The sequence below is a fragment of the Pseudomonas sp. 8209 genome (genome assembly GCF_028682105.1).
In the GTDB taxonomy this organism is placed as follows: Bacteria; Pseudomonadota; Gammaproteobacteria; order Pseudomonadales; family Pseudomonadaceae; genus Aquipseudomonas; species Aquipseudomonas palmensis.
The window spans coordinates 135,069-149,708 of the sequence record NZ_JANIAH010000009.1 but is presented as its reverse complement, the minus strand read 5'-3'; the positions used below and the strand labels follow the sequence as shown (position 1 = coordinate 149,708).

Annotated in this window: 17 protein-coding genes; 9 read left to right on the top strand and 8 right to left on the bottom strand. The window is 58.8% G+C overall.

Annotated features, from left to right (window positions below; genetic code table 11):
• Window positions 1-5: 5 nt before the first annotated feature.
• From NP552_RS20215 to NP552_RS20195, 5 genes are all read left to right on the top strand, one after another.
• A complete protein-coding gene (locus NP552_RS20215; RefSeq protein WP_258659549.1) occupies window positions 6-1,319 on the top strand; it encodes an N-acetyl sugar amidotransferase in 1,314 nt (437 codons plus the stop codon).
• A complete protein-coding gene (gene hisF / locus NP552_RS20210) occupies window positions 1,316-2,077 on the top strand; it encodes an imidazole glycerol phosphate synthase subunit HisF (protein WP_258659548.1) in 762 nt (253 codons plus the stop codon). The genes NP552_RS20215 and hisF overlap by 4 nt, the downstream gene beginning before the upstream one ends.
• Window positions 2,070-2,720 (top strand): imidazole glycerol phosphate synthase subunit HisH, encoded by a 651-nt coding sequence (hisH, locus tag NP552_RS20205; RefSeq protein WP_274097084.1) that lies wholly within the window; start codon window positions 2,070-2,072, stop codon window positions 2,718-2,720. The genes hisF and hisH overlap by 8 nt, the downstream gene beginning before the upstream one ends.
• Entirely contained in the window at window positions 2,717-3,436 is a 720-nt protein-coding gene (locus tag NP552_RS20200; RefSeq protein ID WP_054915850.1) for an acylneuraminate cytidylyltransferase family protein, read from the top strand. Before hisH ends, NP552_RS20200 begins: the two co-directional genes overlap by 4 nt.
• A 165-nt stretch (window positions 3,437-3,601) precedes the next feature.
• Entirely contained in the window at window positions 3,602-5,596 is a 1,995-nt protein-coding gene (locus NP552_RS20195) for a polysaccharide biosynthesis protein (RefSeq protein ID WP_054915849.1), read from the top strand.
• Window positions 5,597-5,647: 51 nt separating this feature from the next.
• Here NP552_RS20195 and NP552_RS20190 read toward each other — a convergent pair whose 3' ends face one another.
• Together NP552_RS20190 and NP552_RS20185 are read right to left on the bottom strand one after the other, a co-directional pair.
• Window positions 5,648-6,361, bottom strand: coding sequence for a metallophosphoesterase (locus NP552_RS20190; RefSeq protein ID WP_235384284.1), 714 nt, complete (start codon window positions 6,359-6,361; stop codon window positions 5,648-5,650).
• A 53-nt stretch (window positions 6,362-6,414) separates the two neighbouring features.
• Entirely contained in the window at window positions 6,415-7,263 is an 849-nt protein-coding gene (locus tag NP552_RS20185) for a lipopolysaccharide kinase InaA family protein (RefSeq protein WP_258659541.1), read from the bottom strand.
• Between the two features lie 197 nt (window positions 7,264-7,460).
• Here NP552_RS20185 and NP552_RS20180 point away from each other — a divergent pair, with 197 nt between their 5' ends.
• A complete protein-coding gene (locus tag NP552_RS20180; RefSeq protein ID WP_043862694.1) occupies window positions 7,461-7,787 on the top strand; it encodes a ComEA family DNA-binding protein in 327 nt (108 codons plus the stop codon).
• A 94-nt stretch (window positions 7,788-7,881) separates the two neighbouring features.
• Here NP552_RS20180 and NP552_RS20175 read toward each other — a convergent pair whose 3' ends face one another.
• Window positions 7,882-8,049, bottom strand: a complete 168-nt coding sequence (locus NP552_RS20175; protein WP_078479756.1) for a DUF2897 family protein — start codon at window positions 8,047-8,049, stop codon at window positions 7,882-7,884.
• Window positions 8,050-8,230: 181 nt separating this feature from the next.
• Here NP552_RS20175 and pyrF point away from each other — a divergent pair, with 181 nt between their 5' ends.
• A complete protein-coding gene (pyrF, locus tag NP552_RS20170; RefSeq protein ID WP_054915847.1) occupies window positions 8,231-8,932 on the top strand; it encodes an orotidine-5'-phosphate decarboxylase in 702 nt (233 codons plus the stop codon).
• Between the two features lie 72 nt (window positions 8,933-9,004).
• Here pyrF and NP552_RS20165 read toward each other — a convergent pair whose 3' ends face one another.
• A complete protein-coding gene (locus NP552_RS20165) occupies window positions 9,005-10,009 on the bottom strand; it encodes an NADP-dependent oxidoreductase (RefSeq protein WP_253087203.1) in 1,005 nt (334 codons plus the stop codon).
• 228 nt (window positions 10,010-10,237) lie between these two features.
• Here NP552_RS20165 and NP552_RS20160 point away from each other — a divergent pair, with 228 nt between their 5' ends.
• The gene (locus NP552_RS20160; RefSeq protein ID WP_253087202.1) at window positions 10,238-10,999 is read left to right on the top strand and encodes an SDR family oxidoreductase; all 762 of its coding nucleotides are present in this window, start codon (window positions 10,238-10,240) and stop codon (window positions 10,997-10,999) included.
• A gap of 38 nt (window positions 11,000-11,037) precedes the next feature.
• Here NP552_RS20160 and NP552_RS20155 read toward each other — a convergent pair whose 3' ends face one another.
• Window positions 11,038-12,231, bottom strand: coding sequence for a benzoate/H(+) symporter BenE family transporter (locus NP552_RS20155; RefSeq protein ID WP_274097083.1), 1,194 nt, complete (start codon window positions 12,229-12,231; stop codon window positions 11,038-11,040).
• Between the two features lie 145 nt (window positions 12,232-12,376).
• Between NP552_RS20155 and NP552_RS20150 the strand changes: the two genes are divergently transcribed.
• Window positions 12,377-12,979 (top strand): glutathione S-transferase family protein, encoded by a 603-nt coding sequence (locus NP552_RS20150; protein WP_043862699.1) that lies wholly within the window; start codon window positions 12,377-12,379, stop codon window positions 12,977-12,979.
• A gap of 43 nt (window positions 12,980-13,022) precedes the next feature.
• Here NP552_RS20150 and NP552_RS20145 read toward each other — a convergent pair whose 3' ends face one another.
• The 3 genes from NP552_RS20145 to NP552_RS20135 all read right to left on the bottom strand — a co-directional run bounded on the left by NP552_RS20145 (window position 13,023) and on the right by NP552_RS20135 (window position 14,628).
• Window positions 13,023-13,394, bottom strand: a complete 372-nt coding sequence (locus tag NP552_RS20145) for a glutathione S-transferase N-terminal domain-containing protein (RefSeq protein WP_043862700.1) — start codon at window positions 13,392-13,394, stop codon at window positions 13,023-13,025.
• 61 nt (window positions 13,395-13,455) lie between these two features.
• The gene (folE, locus tag NP552_RS20140; RefSeq protein ID WP_054915843.1) at window positions 13,456-14,001 is read right to left on the bottom strand and encodes a GTP cyclohydrolase I FolE; all 546 of its coding nucleotides are present in this window, start codon (window positions 13,999-14,001) and stop codon (window positions 13,456-13,458) included.
• Between the two features lie 69 nt (window positions 14,002-14,070).
• Complete coding sequence (locus NP552_RS20135) at window positions 14,071-14,628, bottom strand: Smr/MutS family protein (protein WP_043862702.1); 558 nt, start codon at window positions 14,626-14,628, stop codon at window positions 14,071-14,073.
• Window positions 14,629-14,640 lie beyond the last annotated feature (12 nt).

Genomic DNA, 14,640 nt, shown 5'->3' with positions numbered 1-14,640 from the left:
TTGCGTTGAAGATTTCCCCTAGCGCGTCTTTTGATCTTTCGAAGTTTTCTCTGCCCAAAGGCGAGCTTGAGGTTTTTTACGGCCTGCCGCGGGATGTCAAGTTTTGCAAAATCTGCAACATGTCCAACCAGCAGCCGATGTCGAGCAACGAGTATGCGCATAGTCATAGCTCAACCAAGACAACACTGAGCTTTGACGAAAATGGCGTGTGCCATGCTTGTAACTTCAACAAGCTCAAGGAAACAGGTGAAATCGACTGGGCCGAGCGCGAGCGCGAGCTTGTGGAACTGTGCAATCAGTACCGCAAGAACGACGGCTCCTACGACTGCATCGTGGGCGGTAGCGGTGGCAAGGACAGCGCGATGCAGTCCCACCTTTTGAAGTACAAGTACGGCATGAATCCACTGACCGTGACCTGGTCCCCGCACCTGTATACCGATATCGGCTGGAAGAACTTTCAGAATTGGTTGCACGTTGGTGGTTTTGACAACTTCCTGTACACGCCCAACGGTAAGATCCATCGTTTGCTGACCCGCAATGCTACGATCAACCTGCTACACCCGTTTCAGCCGTTCATCCTCGGCCAGAAGACATTTGTGGCTAAAATGGCCGCCAAGTTTAATATTCCACTGATTTTTTACGGGGAAATGCCGGGTGAGTACGGTGAGAAGATTTCTCACAAGACCTCCAGCTATGCCGCGAAAAATCAGGAAGTGGAAAGTGAAGGTTTCTCGCTCGACTACCTGGGCGACAAGGACATTCGCGATGTATACCTGGGTGGCAAAGCCATTGGTGAATACCTTGACGACGGCGTGCCTATGGTCGACCTGGCCAGCTACCTTCCAATGGCGCCCGACGTACTCGAGAAGAAAGGTATCGACTTCAAGTACCTGGGGTACTACACCAAGTGGGTCCCTCAGGAAGCCTACTACTACGCGGTGGAGCACACCGGTTTCGAGGCCAACCCGGTACGTACCGAAGGCACCTACTCCAAATACAACAGCCTCGATGACAAGGTTGATGGTTTCTTCTATTTCACACGCTGGATCAAGTTCGGTGTCGGCCGTACGATGATGGATTCCGCCCAAGAGATTCGTAATCATCACATCGACAAGGACGAAGCAATCGCGCTGATGCAGCGTTATGAGGGGGAATACCCTTCACGCTATGAAAAAGAGTTTCTAGATTACATCAGCATGACGCGTGAAGAGTTCTTGGCAACCTGCGACAAGTTCCGCTCGCCGCACCTTTGGCATGTTGTCGATGGTGAGTGGAAACTTCGCTACACCCCTTGGGCTCCGCAGGGCAACGCTGAATGAGTAACACCCGGCTTATTGCCCGACTCGATGTAAAAGGCAAGGACCTGATCAAGGGTATTCACCTCGAAGGGCTACGCAAAATCGGTGTGCCTAACGATTTTGCCATACGCTATTACGAGCAGGGTATCGATGAACTTATCTACATGGATTGCGTTGCGAGCCTTTATGGGCGCAACAGCCTGAGTGAGTTGGTCGAGAACACGGCAAGAAACGTGTTCATTCCCCTTACTGTCGGTGGTGGCGTACGGTCGGTGGATGACGTTGCGCATCTGCTGCGTTGTGGCGCCGACAAGGTGGCGGTCAATACTGCCGCCGTTGCCAGGCCGGGATTGATTACCGAGATCGCCCGCCGTTTCGGCAGCCAGTGCATGGTACTTTCGGTCGAGGCCAAAAGCGTGGGTATGCAGCGTTGGGAAGTATTTACCGATAACGGCCGCGAATCCACTGGCAAGGATCTATTGGAGTGGGTGCGTGAAGCGGCTCGGCTCGGTGCTGGCGAAGTGCTGTTGACTTCCGTGGACCGTGAAGGAACACGCAAGGGGTTCGACCTTGAACTGGTCACGGCTGTTACCGAGGCTGTGGACATTCCCGTGATCGCCAGTGGCGGCATGGGCAGCTCCGCGCATGCGATCAGTGTGGTGGGGGCGGGGGCGGACGCCGTGGCTATGGCTGACATCCTGCATTACCAACGTGCTTGCATCGCTGATATTCGGCGTGACGTTTCTGCTGCTGGTGTACGGGTGCGGTCCTATGAGTGAAGTTGTTACGGTTATTGATTATGGCGTTGGCAACCTGTTCAGCGTCCGACGGGCGCTCGAGCATTGCGGCGCTACGGTCAACGTGGTGTCTGATCCAGACAGGTTAAAAGACTCCACCAAAGTCCTGCTACCTGGTGTGGGTGCCTTTGCTGATGCCATGGGCAACCTGACTGCCAATGGCATGCACCAGGCGATTATCGAGTTCGCAAGCTCCGGGCGGCCGCTGATGGGTATCTGCCTGGGCATGCAATTGCTGCTCGATAGCAGCTGCGAGCATGGTCACTCCTTTGGGCTGGGTTTGATTCCAGGGGCGGTCGAGCCTATCCCTACCCTCGACAGCAATGGGCAGCGCTCGAAGGTGCCTCATATTGGCTGGTCCAGCCTCACATTCCCGTCAGGCCGAACGAGCTGGGAGCAAACCCCATTGGCATCGGTCAATCCTGAAAACAGTGCGGTTTACTTCGTCCATTCGTACATGGCTGTTCCTACCGATCCTTCCCACCGGATTGCCAATTGCCAGCATGACGACACTTTCGTTGCTGCCGTGATAGGCCACAATAATGTGTGGGGCGCACAGTTCCATCCCGAAAAGAGTGGCAAGATAGGTCTTTCTATCCTTTCCAGCTTTGTGGCAATGCAATGAAGATTCTTGCAGTAGTACCGGCCAGAGGCGGCTCGAAGCGGTTGCCCGGAAAGAATATCAAGTTGCTGGGTGGGCGGCCGTTAATTGGCTGGACTATCGAGGCTGCGTTGCAAAGCGACGCGACCTGTGCAGTGCTGGTTTCGACCGATGATGCTCAGATCGGCGCTGTTGCGCAGGCCTTCGGCGCAAGCGTGCCGGGATTGAGGCCTGCGCACCTGGCCACGGATACAGCGACGAGTGTCGACGTTGTACTGCATGCTCTCGACGTATATGAGTCAGATCATGGTCAGGTAGATGGAGTGTTGCTATTGCAGCCTACATCTCCGTTTCGCACTGCAGAGTCGATACGCCGAGCGGTCGCACTGTTCCGGGAAGATGTCTCTCGCCCGCTGGTCAGTGTGTGTGCCGCCAGCACGCACCCCGCCTGGTGCTTCAGGCTCGAAGGCGATTCCATGGAGCCTTTTCTGGGGTGGGAAAATCTCTCCAGGAGGTCCCAGGACCTTGAGCCTGCTTGGACGCTCAGCGGTTCGATCTACCTGATTGCCCCCGATGTGCTACGTGAGCACAGGCGTTTCGTGCTGCCCGGCACGGTGCCGATGATGGTTTACGACAACCTCGAGTCAATTGATATCGATACCCCTGAAGACTGGAGCGCGGCGCTGCTGGCCTTGGAGAGCCTGTCATCGACGGAGCCAGTGGGCGCGCGAGGGGATTGAGTTGGTTTGGGCATGCTGGATTTATGCTCAATCAAGGCAGGCACGCAGCGCTGCGGCCTGAGCTGTGGGTGCGTTTTTGCGCCATGGGCTGTTCAAGCAGTCTGACCGCAGCAGTGTGCAAGCAGATGGTCTTGCCCAACACGTTACAAAGTATTCGAAGGTGATATGGAACAGTTACGAGCCTCACTGTTGGCGCTGCCGAGGCGCCGCAAGCGCCTGCTTCAAATGCTTGTGGATGTACTGGTGGTGTGGGTTGCGCTTTGGCTGGCGTTCATCGTCCGGCTGGGTATTGATGAGTACGTTGCGCCGATCAAGGCGCACCTGTGGCTGTTTGCATGCGCCCCGATCGTGACCATCCCCCTGTTTGTCTACTTTGGCATGTATCGGGCGGTGATGCGCTATTTCGGCAATGACGCATTGGTCGCAATCTTCAAGGCCGTCAGCCTCTCTGCATTGGTGCTGGGGGTGATTGTTTACTGGTACAGCGATCACACACGCATCGTGCCGCGCTCGATCATTTTCAATTACTGGTGGCTGAGCCTGGTAATGGTGGGCGGATTGCGCCTGGCCGTTCGCCAGTATTTTCTTGGTGACTGGTTTGCCGCCACGCAACATGTGCCTTTTACCAATCGCAACGGTGGTCTGCCCAAGGTAGCCGTCTACGGAGCAGGCGCCGCAGGCAATCAATTGATTGCCGCTTTGCGCATGGGCAAGCTGATGCGACCTGTGGCCTTTATCGACGACGATGCAAGTATTGCCGATCGGGTGATCTCTGGATTGACGGTCTATACACCTGACAATATCGAGAAAATGATCGAGGTAACCGGTGTAGAGGAGGTGCTGCTTGCTATTCCTTCCGCGACACGTGCTCGCCGACGTGAAATCCTGGGCTTCCTCGAGGGGCTTTCGCTGCATGTGCGCAGCGTTCCCGGCTTCATGGACTTGGCCAGCGGCCGGGTAAAAGTCGAAGATCTGCAGGAAGTGGATATTGCCGACCTGCTGGGCCGAGATGCCGTACCAGCACAGGATGACCTGCTTGAACGTTGCGTCAGCGCAAAGGTAGTCATGGTCACGGGGGCCGGAGGGTCGATTGGATCGGAGCTGTGTCGGCAGATCCTGATGCTCAGGCCCAAGGTGCTGATTCTGTTCGAGCATAGCGAGTTCAATCTGTACAGCATCCTCTCGGAGCTGGAGCAGCGTGTATCGCGAGGTTCGCTATCCACGCGGTTGCTGCCCATTCTTGGTAGCGTACGAAACCCGGTGCAGTTGCTCGACGTAATGAAGGCCTGGCATGTCGAGACGGTTTATCATGCGGCTGCTTACAAGCATGTGCCGATGGTTGAGCACAATGTGTCGGAAGGGCTGCTGAACAACGTAATCGGTACGTTGTATACCGCTCAAGCAGCATTGCAGGCGCAGGTTGCCAACTTCGTTCTGATTTCAACTGACAAGGCAGTACGCCCCACCAATGTCATGGGCAGCAGCAAGCGGTTGGCCGAAATGACGTTACAGGCGCTGAGTCGTGAGCTGGCGCCAGTCTTGTTCGAAGACAGCAGCAATGTGTCGCATGTCAACAAGACGCGTTTCACTATGGTGCGTTTCGGCAATGTGCTTGGCTCTTCGGGTTCGGTAATTCCGTTGTTCTACAGGCAAATCCAATCCGGTGGCCCGTTGACGGTCACTCACCCCAAGATCACGCGTTACTTCATGACCATCCCGGAAGCTGCACAGCTTGTTATCCAGGCAGGTTCAATGGGGCGGGGCGGGGATGTGTTCGTGCTGGACATGGGGGAGCCTGTGAAGATCGTCGAGTTGGCAGAAAAAATGATTCACCTCTCAGGCCTGAGCATCAAATCCGATGGTAATCCTCGCGGAGATATCGCTATCGAGTTCACCGGACTGCGCCCTGGGGAAAAGCTGTACGAAGAACTGCTTATAGGCGATGAGGTGGTCTCTACCCGCCACCCGATGATCATGAGTGCTCAGGAAGACCATCTGCCGTGGGACGAGCTTAAGGAGCGCCTTAGTGTATTGTTGGCGGCTCTTGCCGAGGATGATTACACGCGAGTTCGTCAGCTGTTGCGCGAAACGGTAAGCGGTTACACGCCCGATGGTGAAATCGTCGACTGGATTCACCAGCAGCGCCGCCTGGAGCCGTGAACCTGTAGCCAGGCGCTTATCATCCCCTGGGCTGCAACATGATAGGCAGCTTCAGCCTTTTATGCGTAGTTGCACGGCGCTCAAAGCCCCATCGGGGAACGAGCAGCCGGTATCGACATAGACGACATTGCCCAGTTCCGTTATCCCCGGTACGGTCGAGTGCCCTACATACAGACGCTCGACTCCGCTGATCGGGGTCGGGTCCTGTCGAGTTATCCTGGTCCTTGAATACATGGCTTGCTGGTATGCCGCAAGGCGCGTGGGGGTGTGCTCGGAGCACAGCAGTGCCACAGCGCTGTTCCAGTCCAGTTGGTCTTCCCAGCCGGGCAGCTCGGCGTGAATCACGCCGATTTTTCGTTGATTACCCACTGCAACTTCAATGGCCATGGGCAGTTTAGCGAGTGCATCGATCACAATCTGCTGGCGCTTTGCGTCAAGCTGATAGAACCATGCGCCGCCATTTCGCGCGTGTCTGGCGGCGTCGCCCGTGCCTGCTGCGTGATCGAGAACCATCTGTTCGTGATTCCCTCGCACCGCATGGAACCAGGGATGCTTCAGCCAATCCACGGCCTGTTCGGAAAAAGGGCCGCGATCAATGAGATCCCCGGTACAGAACACGCGATCGAGGCTGGGATTGAAGCGATGGCGCAACAGTAGCGCCTCGAGCTGCTCGAAGTGCCCATGGATGTCGCCTACGATGAAATCGCGCCCTGCGTTGTTGAGGTCAAATGAACGCAGGTGCGCACTGGTGGAGGTGTGGTGCAATTCGGTACTCGGGTGAAGGTTATCTGGCCTGCCATGCACTGATAGCAAGCATTTTAGATGCGAGGCCTGGTTGGTGACGAAACCGGGCCGAAGAAAAAACGACGCTCCTTGCGGCCCACGTCCAGGTGCTTGCTCTGCTTGTACACCTGTTCGAAACGGTTTGGGTCAACACCAGCGTATGCGGCAAGGGCTGATTCGACCAAGGCGTCATAGGCCGCTTCGGTGATGTACCTGTAAACCTCGCGTCTGTAGAAGAATCCGAATTGGAATCCAAGAGTTTCGCTAAGACACTCAGTGTTTTGCGCAAAGCAGTTCTCTAGATCGATCGCGTAGGTCGGGGCTGTCCCATCGTTGCTAATCATGACATTCGCCGCCCACAGGTCCATATGATAGATGCCGTTGCTGTTGAGCGAAAACAACAACTCAAAGGACGCTTCTATCACTCGGTGGATTTCTTCAGGCTTTGACTGCATCCACTGGAAACCATCCGTGTAGCCCTGCAGCATCTCGGTAATGATAAAGAAATCTTTCACCAGGCCCAGCCTGGATTTGGTGTAGCCATAGCCCACCACGGCTGGGACGCGCGCGCCGCGGCGATGCGCCTCCGAAGTGTTGAGCAGTTCTTCGATCGGCCAATCGTACATGCCGCAGCGTTTGCGCGCACCGCGGGCAAAGCGGAATTTTTTCGGGAAGGTCTCGAGTACTTGACGTTTGGCGAACAGAGAGCCAGCGCTGCCGGCAATCGGGGCGCTTGTGCGTTTCGCCAGATCGTTCAGGCTGAGCAGTTGCTCGAAAGCCTGGGCTACCACCGAATTGAACGGCACCTTCAGGTGGAAGGTTGAGCGCTGATGTTTAAAGGTAAATGGGTAACCATCCAGCAGGCTCTTGCTATCGTCAAGCACCAGTACTACACCCTGTGGCAAATTGCTATTAGGTCGCCGAAATGTAACATTTCCTACAGATTTTTACATATTTTTCACATCTTGTTTTAATCGATTTGCTATTGACTCTGGATGTGCGAGCAACCACCCGCTAGGTTTTACAGGCAGCCAAGGAATCGCTGCCTTAGCAAGCTCACACACCAAGGAGTGCCACCGTTATGCGCAATACCTTTCTTGTTTCTCTGCTGCTCGCGCTGCTCAGCGCGTTCTCGCTGCCGTCGTTTGCGGCGGCCACCAAGGCCGCAGGCGACTTGCCAGTCACTACAGTCAGCGCAGCGCTCGCCTCAACCACCGTCAACCTGAACACTGCCGATGCGGCGACACTGCAGTCGTCGCTTGCAGGTATCGGCAAGGCCAAGGCTGAAGCGATCGTGGCCTACCGCGAAGCCAACGGCGCGTTCGAGTCAGTGGATGAGTTGCTGGAGGTGAAGGGGATCGGCCAGGCGCTGATCGAGCGCAACCGGGACAAACTGGCGGTCAAGTGACCTGAGGAGGGGCGGGTCGGGCAATGCTCGATCCGTTTTTATCATCAAATGGCATGGGCCCCCGGCGCCTGCAGAAGGCGGGGAAGCGCCACGCTTATCGGTCTTGCGCGTCCTTGGCATCGGCTTCGGCATTGCGCTCATGCACGCGCTTGAGTTGCTCTTCGGTCAAGGGCAGCTTCTTCGCCGTATCACGCAGCATCATCAAACCACCGACAATCGAGCCGATGGCAACCAGCAAGATCAACCAGGCATACCAGGGCATGAGCTTCTCCTTATCGACGGCGAATGGCGCCGCCTCTGTGATGTTGGACTCGACACGAGCGTCGATGGTTCAAGTATAAGAGGCCCACCACCTGGGGGCGAATTCGCGATCACCGGCCCCCATTGGCACTGCGCATCGGCTACAATGCGCGCCGATTTCGACTTGCCCAGAGAGCCTGCCCATGTCCGCCTGTCAGACGCCTATCATCGTCGCCCTGGATTTCCCTACCCGTGACGCCGCCCTGAAACTGGCCGATCAGCTGGACCCCGCGCTGTGTCGGGTCAAGGTCGGCAAGGAGCTGTTCACCAGCAGTGCGTCGGGCATCGTTGAAACCCTGTGTGAAAAGGGCTTCGAAGTGTTCCTGGACCTCAAGTTCCACGATATCCCCAACACCACCGCCATGGCCGTGAAGGCCGCAGCCGAAATGGGCGTGTGGATGGTCAACGTGCACTGCTCTGGCGGCCTGCGCATGATGGCAGCCTGTCGCGACGTGCTGGACCAGCGCAGCGGGCCACAGCCGCTGTTGATCGGTGTGACCGTGCTGACCAGCATGGAGCGTGAAGACCTCGCCGGTATTGGCCTGGACATCGAGCCGCAGGAGCAGGTGCTGCGACTGGCCGCCCTGGCCGAGAAGGCCGGCATGGACGGCCTGGTGTGCTCCGCCCTGGAAGCCCCGGCCCTGAAGGCCGCGCACCCGTCGTTGCAGTTGGTGACTCCGGGCATTCGTCCTGCCGGCAGCGCCCTGGACGATCAGCGTCGTATCCTTACCCCGCGCCAGGCGCTGGACGCCGGCTCCGACTACCTGGTAATCGGTCGCCCGATCAGCCAGGCGGCTGACCCTGCTCAAGCGCTGGCAGCAGTGGTAGCCGAAATTCGCGGCTAAGCGACTCGGTCCTTCGCCAGCAAGGCTGGCTCCTCCTTGTAGGAGCCAGCCTTGCTGGCGAAGTCGTTCCCCTTATACCTTCAACACCAGCTTGCCAAAGTTTTCCCCGCTGAACAGCTTCAGCAGCGCTTCGGGAAAGGTCTCCAGCCCCTCGACAACATCCTCCTTGCTCTTAAGCTTGCCGCTGGCCAGCCAGCCGGCAATTTCGTTGCCTGCGGTGCCGTACTTGGCCACATGGTCCATCACTACGAAACCTTCCATGCGCGCGCGGTTTACCAGCAGCGACAGGTAGTTGGCCGGGCCCTTGACCGCCTGCTTGTTGTTGTACTGGCTGATGGCACCACAGATCACCACCCGCGCCTTGAAATTCAGGCGACTGAGCACTGCATCGAGGATGTCCCCGCCGACGTTGTCGAAGTACACATCCACCCCTTTTGGGCACTCGCGCTTGAGTCCCTCCAGTACGTCTTCGGCCTTGTAGTCGATAACCCCGTCAAAGCCCAGTTCATCGACCAGGTAGCGGCATTTCTGCTCGCCGCCGGCAATCCCGACCACACGACAGCCCTTGAGCTTGGCGATCTGCCCGGCAATGCTGCCGACCGCTCCCGCTGCACCCGAGATCACCACGGTTTCGCCCGTCTTGGGCTCACCCACTTCCAGCAGGGCAAAGTAGGCCGTCATTCCGGTCATGCCCAGGGCGGAGAGATAGCGTGGCAACGGTACCAGCCTAGGGTCGACCTTATGCAGGCCCTTGGGCTCGCCAATGAAGTAATCCTGTACACCAAGGGCTCCGCTCACCGTATCACCCACGGCATAGTCAGGGTGCCTGGACGCCACCACTTCACCGACACCCAGTGCTCGCATGACCTCGCCGATACCCACAGGCGCAATGTAGGACTTGCCCTCGTTCATCCACCCGCGCATGGCCGGGTCCAGCGACAGGTACAGGTTCTTCACCACTACCTGTCCCTCGACAGGCTCGGTCACAGGCACGGTTTCAAAGGTAAAGTCATCACGTGTCACTGCGCCGGTGGGGCGCTTGGCAAGCACGAAGCGGCGGTTGGTCCTGTCAGTCATGGCAAGGTTCTCTCTGGAAGGCAAACCCTGTTGATAGGCCTGCATCGGCAAATCGGCAAGGTCCAGCCTTGTGGCGAATGGTGATTGATCCATCTGGATGATTGAGCCTAGCAGCTAAAATCACCCGGTTCGATGGTGTGTTCACTGCGTGCCTGATGATGCTGCCCAGGAGCCACCGCCGATGACTAGACTCCCGCCATTGTCCTCACTACGTTGCGGGAGTTATCGATGAGCATGACTTTTTCCGGCCAGGTTGCCCTGGTCACCGGGGCCGGCGCCGGCATCGGCCGGGCCACGGCGCTGGCATTTGCCGCCGAAGGCCTGAAGGTTGTGGTGGCAGACCTGGACGTCGCCGGTGGCGAACACACGGTCGGGTTGATTCAGGCCGCCGGCGGCCAGGCACTGTTCGTACCTTGCAACGTTACCCGCGAGCAGGACGTGCAGCAGTTGATGGCGCGCACTGTCGAGGCATACGGTCGTCTGGACTACGCCTTCAACAATGCCGGTATAGAAATCGAGCAGGGGCGCCTGGCCGACGGCAGCGAAGCCGAGTTCGATGCGATCATGGGCGTCAACGTCAAGGGCGTGTGGCTGTGCATGAAGCACCAGTTGCCGCTGATGCTCGCCCAGGGCGGCGGTGCGATCGTCAACACCGCATCGGTCGCCGGCCTGGGGGCTGCGCCCAAGATGAGCATCTACAGCGCATCCAAACATGCCGTGATCGGGCTCACCAAGTCGGCCGCCATCGAGTACGCCAAGAAACTGATCCGGGTGAATGCGGTGTGTCCGGCGGTGATCGACACCGACATGTTCCGCCGTGCCTACGAGGCCGATCCACGCAAGGCTGAATACGCCGCCGCCATGCACCCGGTCGGCCGCGTGGGCAAGGTCGAGGAAGTCGCTGCAGCGGTCCTGTACCTGTGCAGCGACGGTGCGGCATTCACCACTGGCCAGGCTCTGGCAATCGATGGTGGTGCCACCGCTATCTAGCGGGTGGGGCAGGGGAGGGCCAGGCCCTCCCGTGTCGATCAGGCAGCCTTGCGCCAGTTCAGGATCATCAGCGTCAGTACCCCCGCCACAATCCCCCAGAACGCCGAGCCGATCGAGAACAGCGTAAAGCCCGAGGCCGTGACCATGAATGTGATCAAGGCTGCCTCGCGCTCCCTGGCCTCGCTCATCGCCACCGTCAGACCGTTCATGATCGAGCCGAACAGCGCCAGTGCGGCAATCGACAGCACCAGCTCCTTGGGCAGCGCGGCGAACAGTGCCGCCAGGGTGGCGCCGAACACGCCGGCAATGCCATAGAAAATCCCGCACCAGACCGCCGCGGTGTACCGCTTGCTCGGGTCTTCATGGGCATGCGGCCCGGTACAGATCGCGGCGCTGATGGCCGCCAGGTTGATGCCGTGCGAGCCGAACGGGGCCAGCAGCAGCGAGGCCAGGCCCGTCACTGAAATCAGCGGCGAGGCAGGTACCTGGTACCCGTCCGCACGCAGCACCGCCACACCCGGCATGTTCTGTGAAGTCATCGCCACCACGAACAGGGGGATGCCGATGCTGATGGTCGCGGCCAGCGAGAACGACGGCGTGGTCCATACCGGTGTCGCCACCTCCAGGTGGAAGCCGCTGAAGTCCAGCAACCCCATCACTGCGGCGATCGCGGTGCCCACCACCAGCGCGGTCAGTACCGCATAGCGCGGCGACAACCGCTTGATCAGCAGGTAGCTGAAGAACATCCCCAGCACCAGGGCGGTCCGATGCTGGGCCGCAACAAAGATCTCGCTGCCGATCTTGAACAGAATGCCGGCCAGCAGGGCCGCGGCCAGCGATGCCGGAATGCGCCGTACCAGGCGTTCGAAACTGCCTGTGAGCCCGCAGATCACCACCAGTACGGCGCAGGTGATGTAGGCGCCGATTGCCTCGCCATAGCTCACGCCGCCCAGGCTGGTGATCAGCAAGGCTGCGCCGGGGGTCGACCAGGCGACCGTGATGGGCGTGCGATAACGCAGTGAAAGGCCAATGCTGCATACCGCCATGCCGATCGACAGCGCCCAGATCCACGAGGAAATCTGCGCGGTGGTCAGGCCGGCCGCCTGGCCCGCCTGGAACATCAGCACCAGCGAGCTGGTATAGCCCGTGAGCATGGCAATGAAACCGGCGACCACCGCCGAGGGGGAGGTGTCGGCCAGCGGACGCATTGGCGCAGTGGTGGCGTCAGGCATGCAGTAATCCTTGTGCGGGTGTAAGCGGGTTTTTCAGACTACGCTGCGATAGGGCGAGTTTTGCCATACAGCAACCATTGCATTTAACCGTACAGTCGCCAACTATGGACGGCGGTTTCGTTTCAGCTTTGGAGAGGGGGGAACAATGTACAAGGTCTACGGGGATTACCAGTCGGGCAACTGCTACAAGGTCAAGCTGATGTTGCACTTGCTTGATATTCCGTACACATGGTGTCCCGTGAACATCCTCAATGGCGAGACCGAGCGCCCTGAGTTTCTGGTCAAGAACCCTAACGGCAAAGTGCCGGTGCTGGAGTTGGAGGACGGCAGTTATCTGTGGGAGTCCAACGCCATTCTGAACTACCTCGCCGAAGGTAGCCTGTTCCTGCCGAGTGAGCCGCGTTTACGTACGCAAGTGCTGCAGTGGCAGTTCTTCGAGCAGTACAGCCATGAGCCCTACATTGCCGTGGCACGTTTCATCCAGTTCTATCTGGGCATGCCCGAAGATCGTGTCGATGAATACAAGTCGTTGCAGAAGGGCGGGCACAAGGCGCTGAAGGTGATGGAGAAACAGTTGCAGGAAACACCTTACCTGGTCGGTGACCAGTACTCGATTGCCGATGTGGCGTTGTATGCCTACACCCATGTGGCCCACGAAGCCGGCTTCCTGCTGAATGATTACCCGAAGATTCGCGCCTGGCTGGAACGCGTGGCCTCGCATCCGCGGCATGTGCCCATGATCGATTGATGGTGTTTTGCCGGCAGGGAGCAGCCCTGCCGGCCAAGCGCTGTCAGACCGCCGAGAACCGCTGGTTCAGGTAGTCGATGATCACCTTGGACTCGTACATCCAGGTGGTCTTGCCGTCTTCCTCGATGCGCAGGCACGGCACCTTGATCTTGCCGCCTTGCTCCAGCAGGGCCTGGCGATCCTGTTCGTTGTTCTTCGCGTCACGCAGTGCCACCGGCACGTTCAGGCGGTGCAGTGTACGGCGGGTCTTCACGCAGAAGGGGCAAGCGTGAAACTGATACAGGCTCAGCCCCTTGGCCTGCTGCTCGACATTCGCCTGGGCGGCCGCATCACGCTTGAGCTTGCTCGGGCGGCTGACCCAGTCGAGGAAGACGATCAGTTGGCCAAGGCCAACCCGCAGTGCTTTGACGATCATGGCAACTCCTCACAATGAAAAAAGCCGACCTGGGCAGGTCGGCTCGCAGAACCTCGGCCGATTACTTGATCAGGCTGAGGAACTCGCTGCGGGTGGCAGCATTGTCGCGGAAGGCGCCGAGCATCACCGAGGTGATCATCGACGAATTCTGTTTTTCCACACCGCGCATCATCATGCACATGTGCTTGGCTTCGATCACCACGGCCACGCCCAGCGCGCCGGTCACCTGCTGAACCGCCTCGGCGATCTCGCGGCTGAGGTTTTCCTGGATCTGCAGGCGGCGAGCGTACATGTCGACGATGCGCGCCACCTTGGACAGGCCCAGCACCTTGCCGCTCGGGATATAGGCGACATGCGCCTTGCCAATGAACGGCAGCATGTGGTGTTCGCACAGCGAGTACAGCTCGATGTCCTTGACCAGGACCATTTCGCTGTTGTCGGAGCTGAACAAGGCGCCGTTGGTCACCTCTTCCAGGGTTTGGTCGTAGCCGCGGCAAAGGTACTTCATGGCCTTCGCAGCCCGCTTGGGCGTATCGAGCAGGCCCTCGCGGGAAACATCCTCGCCGAGTTGGCCGAGAATCGCGGTGTAGTGCTGTTCCAGGGACATGGATCTACCTGTGGGATTTATCGCAAAAGCGAAGGGTACGGCGGCTGTGACGGCGCTGCAAGCGCGGCGTTACTCGTCACGCCCTTCGAGCATGGTCCGCTTGAGCATGACATACACCGCGCCGGTGCCGCCGTGACGCGCCTGGCACGAGGTAAAACCCAGTACCTGGGCATGCTGGCGCAGCCAGGTGTTGACGTGGCTCTTGATCATCGGACGCTTGCCATCGAGCCGCACCGCCTTGCCGTGGGTGACTCGCACGCAGCGCACCTCGAAGCGCGTGGCCTCTGCCAGGAATGCCCAGAGGGTCTCGCGGGCTTTCTCCACGGTCATGCCGTGCAGGTCCAGGCTGCCTTCGAAACCGATCTGGCCAAGCTTGAGCTTGCGCATCTGGCTTTCCTGCACGCCATCGCGGCTCCAGTGCAGGTCGTCTTCCGGGCCCACGTCGATGACGAACTGATCGGACAGGCCGTCGATCACCGTCTGGTCGCTGCGCACGGTCGCGGCCTGGCGCAGGCTGGCCAGCTGCTTGCGGTCAGCCTTGGGTTTGCCGGTGTCGGCGCGATCATGCCGGATCGGCTTGACGCCATGCATCTGGCTCTTGAACAGGGAAAAATCGTCGTCTTGCATGTAAGCCTCCGC

Excerpts from the sequence above, each read along its gene's own strand:
- hisF (WP_258659548.1), top strand. The coding sequence starts at position 1,316 with ATGAGTAACACCCGGCTTATTGCCCGACTCGATGTAAAAGGCAAGGAC.
- hisH (WP_274097084.1), top strand. The coding sequence starts at position 2,070 with ATGAGTGAAGTTGTTACGGTTATTGATTATGGCGTTGGCAACCTGTTC.
- NP552_RS20200 (WP_054915850.1), top strand. The coding sequence starts at position 2,717 with ATGAAGATTCTTGCAGTAGTACCGGCCAGAGGCGGCTCGAAGCGGTTG.
- NP552_RS20195 (WP_054915849.1), top strand. The coding sequence starts at position 3,602 with ATGGAACAGTTACGAGCCTCACTGTTGGCGCTGCCGAGGCGCCGCAAG.
- NP552_RS20180 (WP_043862694.1), top strand. The coding sequence starts at position 7,461 with ATGCGCAATACCTTTCTTGTTTCTCTGCTGCTCGCGCTGCTCAGCGCG.
- NP552_RS20175 (WP_078479756.1), bottom strand. The coding sequence starts at position 8,049 with ATGCCCTGGTATGCCTGGTTGATCTTGCTGGTTGCCATCGGCTCGATT.
- pyrF (WP_054915847.1), top strand. The coding sequence starts at position 8,231 with ATGTCCGCCTGTCAGACGCCTATCATCGTCGCCCTGGATTTCCCTACC.
- NP552_RS20165 (WP_253087203.1), bottom strand. The coding sequence starts at position 10,009 with ATGACTGACAGGACCAACCGCCGCTTCGTGCTTGCCAAGCGCCCCACC.
- NP552_RS20160 (WP_253087202.1), top strand. The coding sequence starts at position 10,238 with ATGAGCATGACTTTTTCCGGCCAGGTTGCCCTGGTCACCGGGGCCGGC.
- NP552_RS20155 (WP_274097083.1), bottom strand. The coding sequence starts at position 12,231 with ATGCCTGACGCCACCACTGCGCCAATGCGTCCGCTGGCCGACACCTCC.
- NP552_RS20150 (WP_043862699.1), top strand. The coding sequence starts at position 12,377 with ATGTACAAGGTCTACGGGGATTACCAGTCGGGCAACTGCTACAAGGTC.
- NP552_RS20145 (WP_043862700.1), bottom strand. The coding sequence starts at position 13,394 with ATGATCGTCAAAGCACTGCGGGTTGGCCTTGGCCAACTGATCGTCTTC.
- folE (WP_054915843.1), bottom strand. The coding sequence starts at position 14,001 with ATGTCCCTGGAACAGCACTACACCGCGATTCTCGGCCAACTCGGCGAG.
- NP552_RS20135 (WP_043862702.1), bottom strand. The coding sequence starts at position 14,628 with ATGCAAGACGACGATTTTTCCCTGTTCAAGAGCCAGATGCATGGCGTC.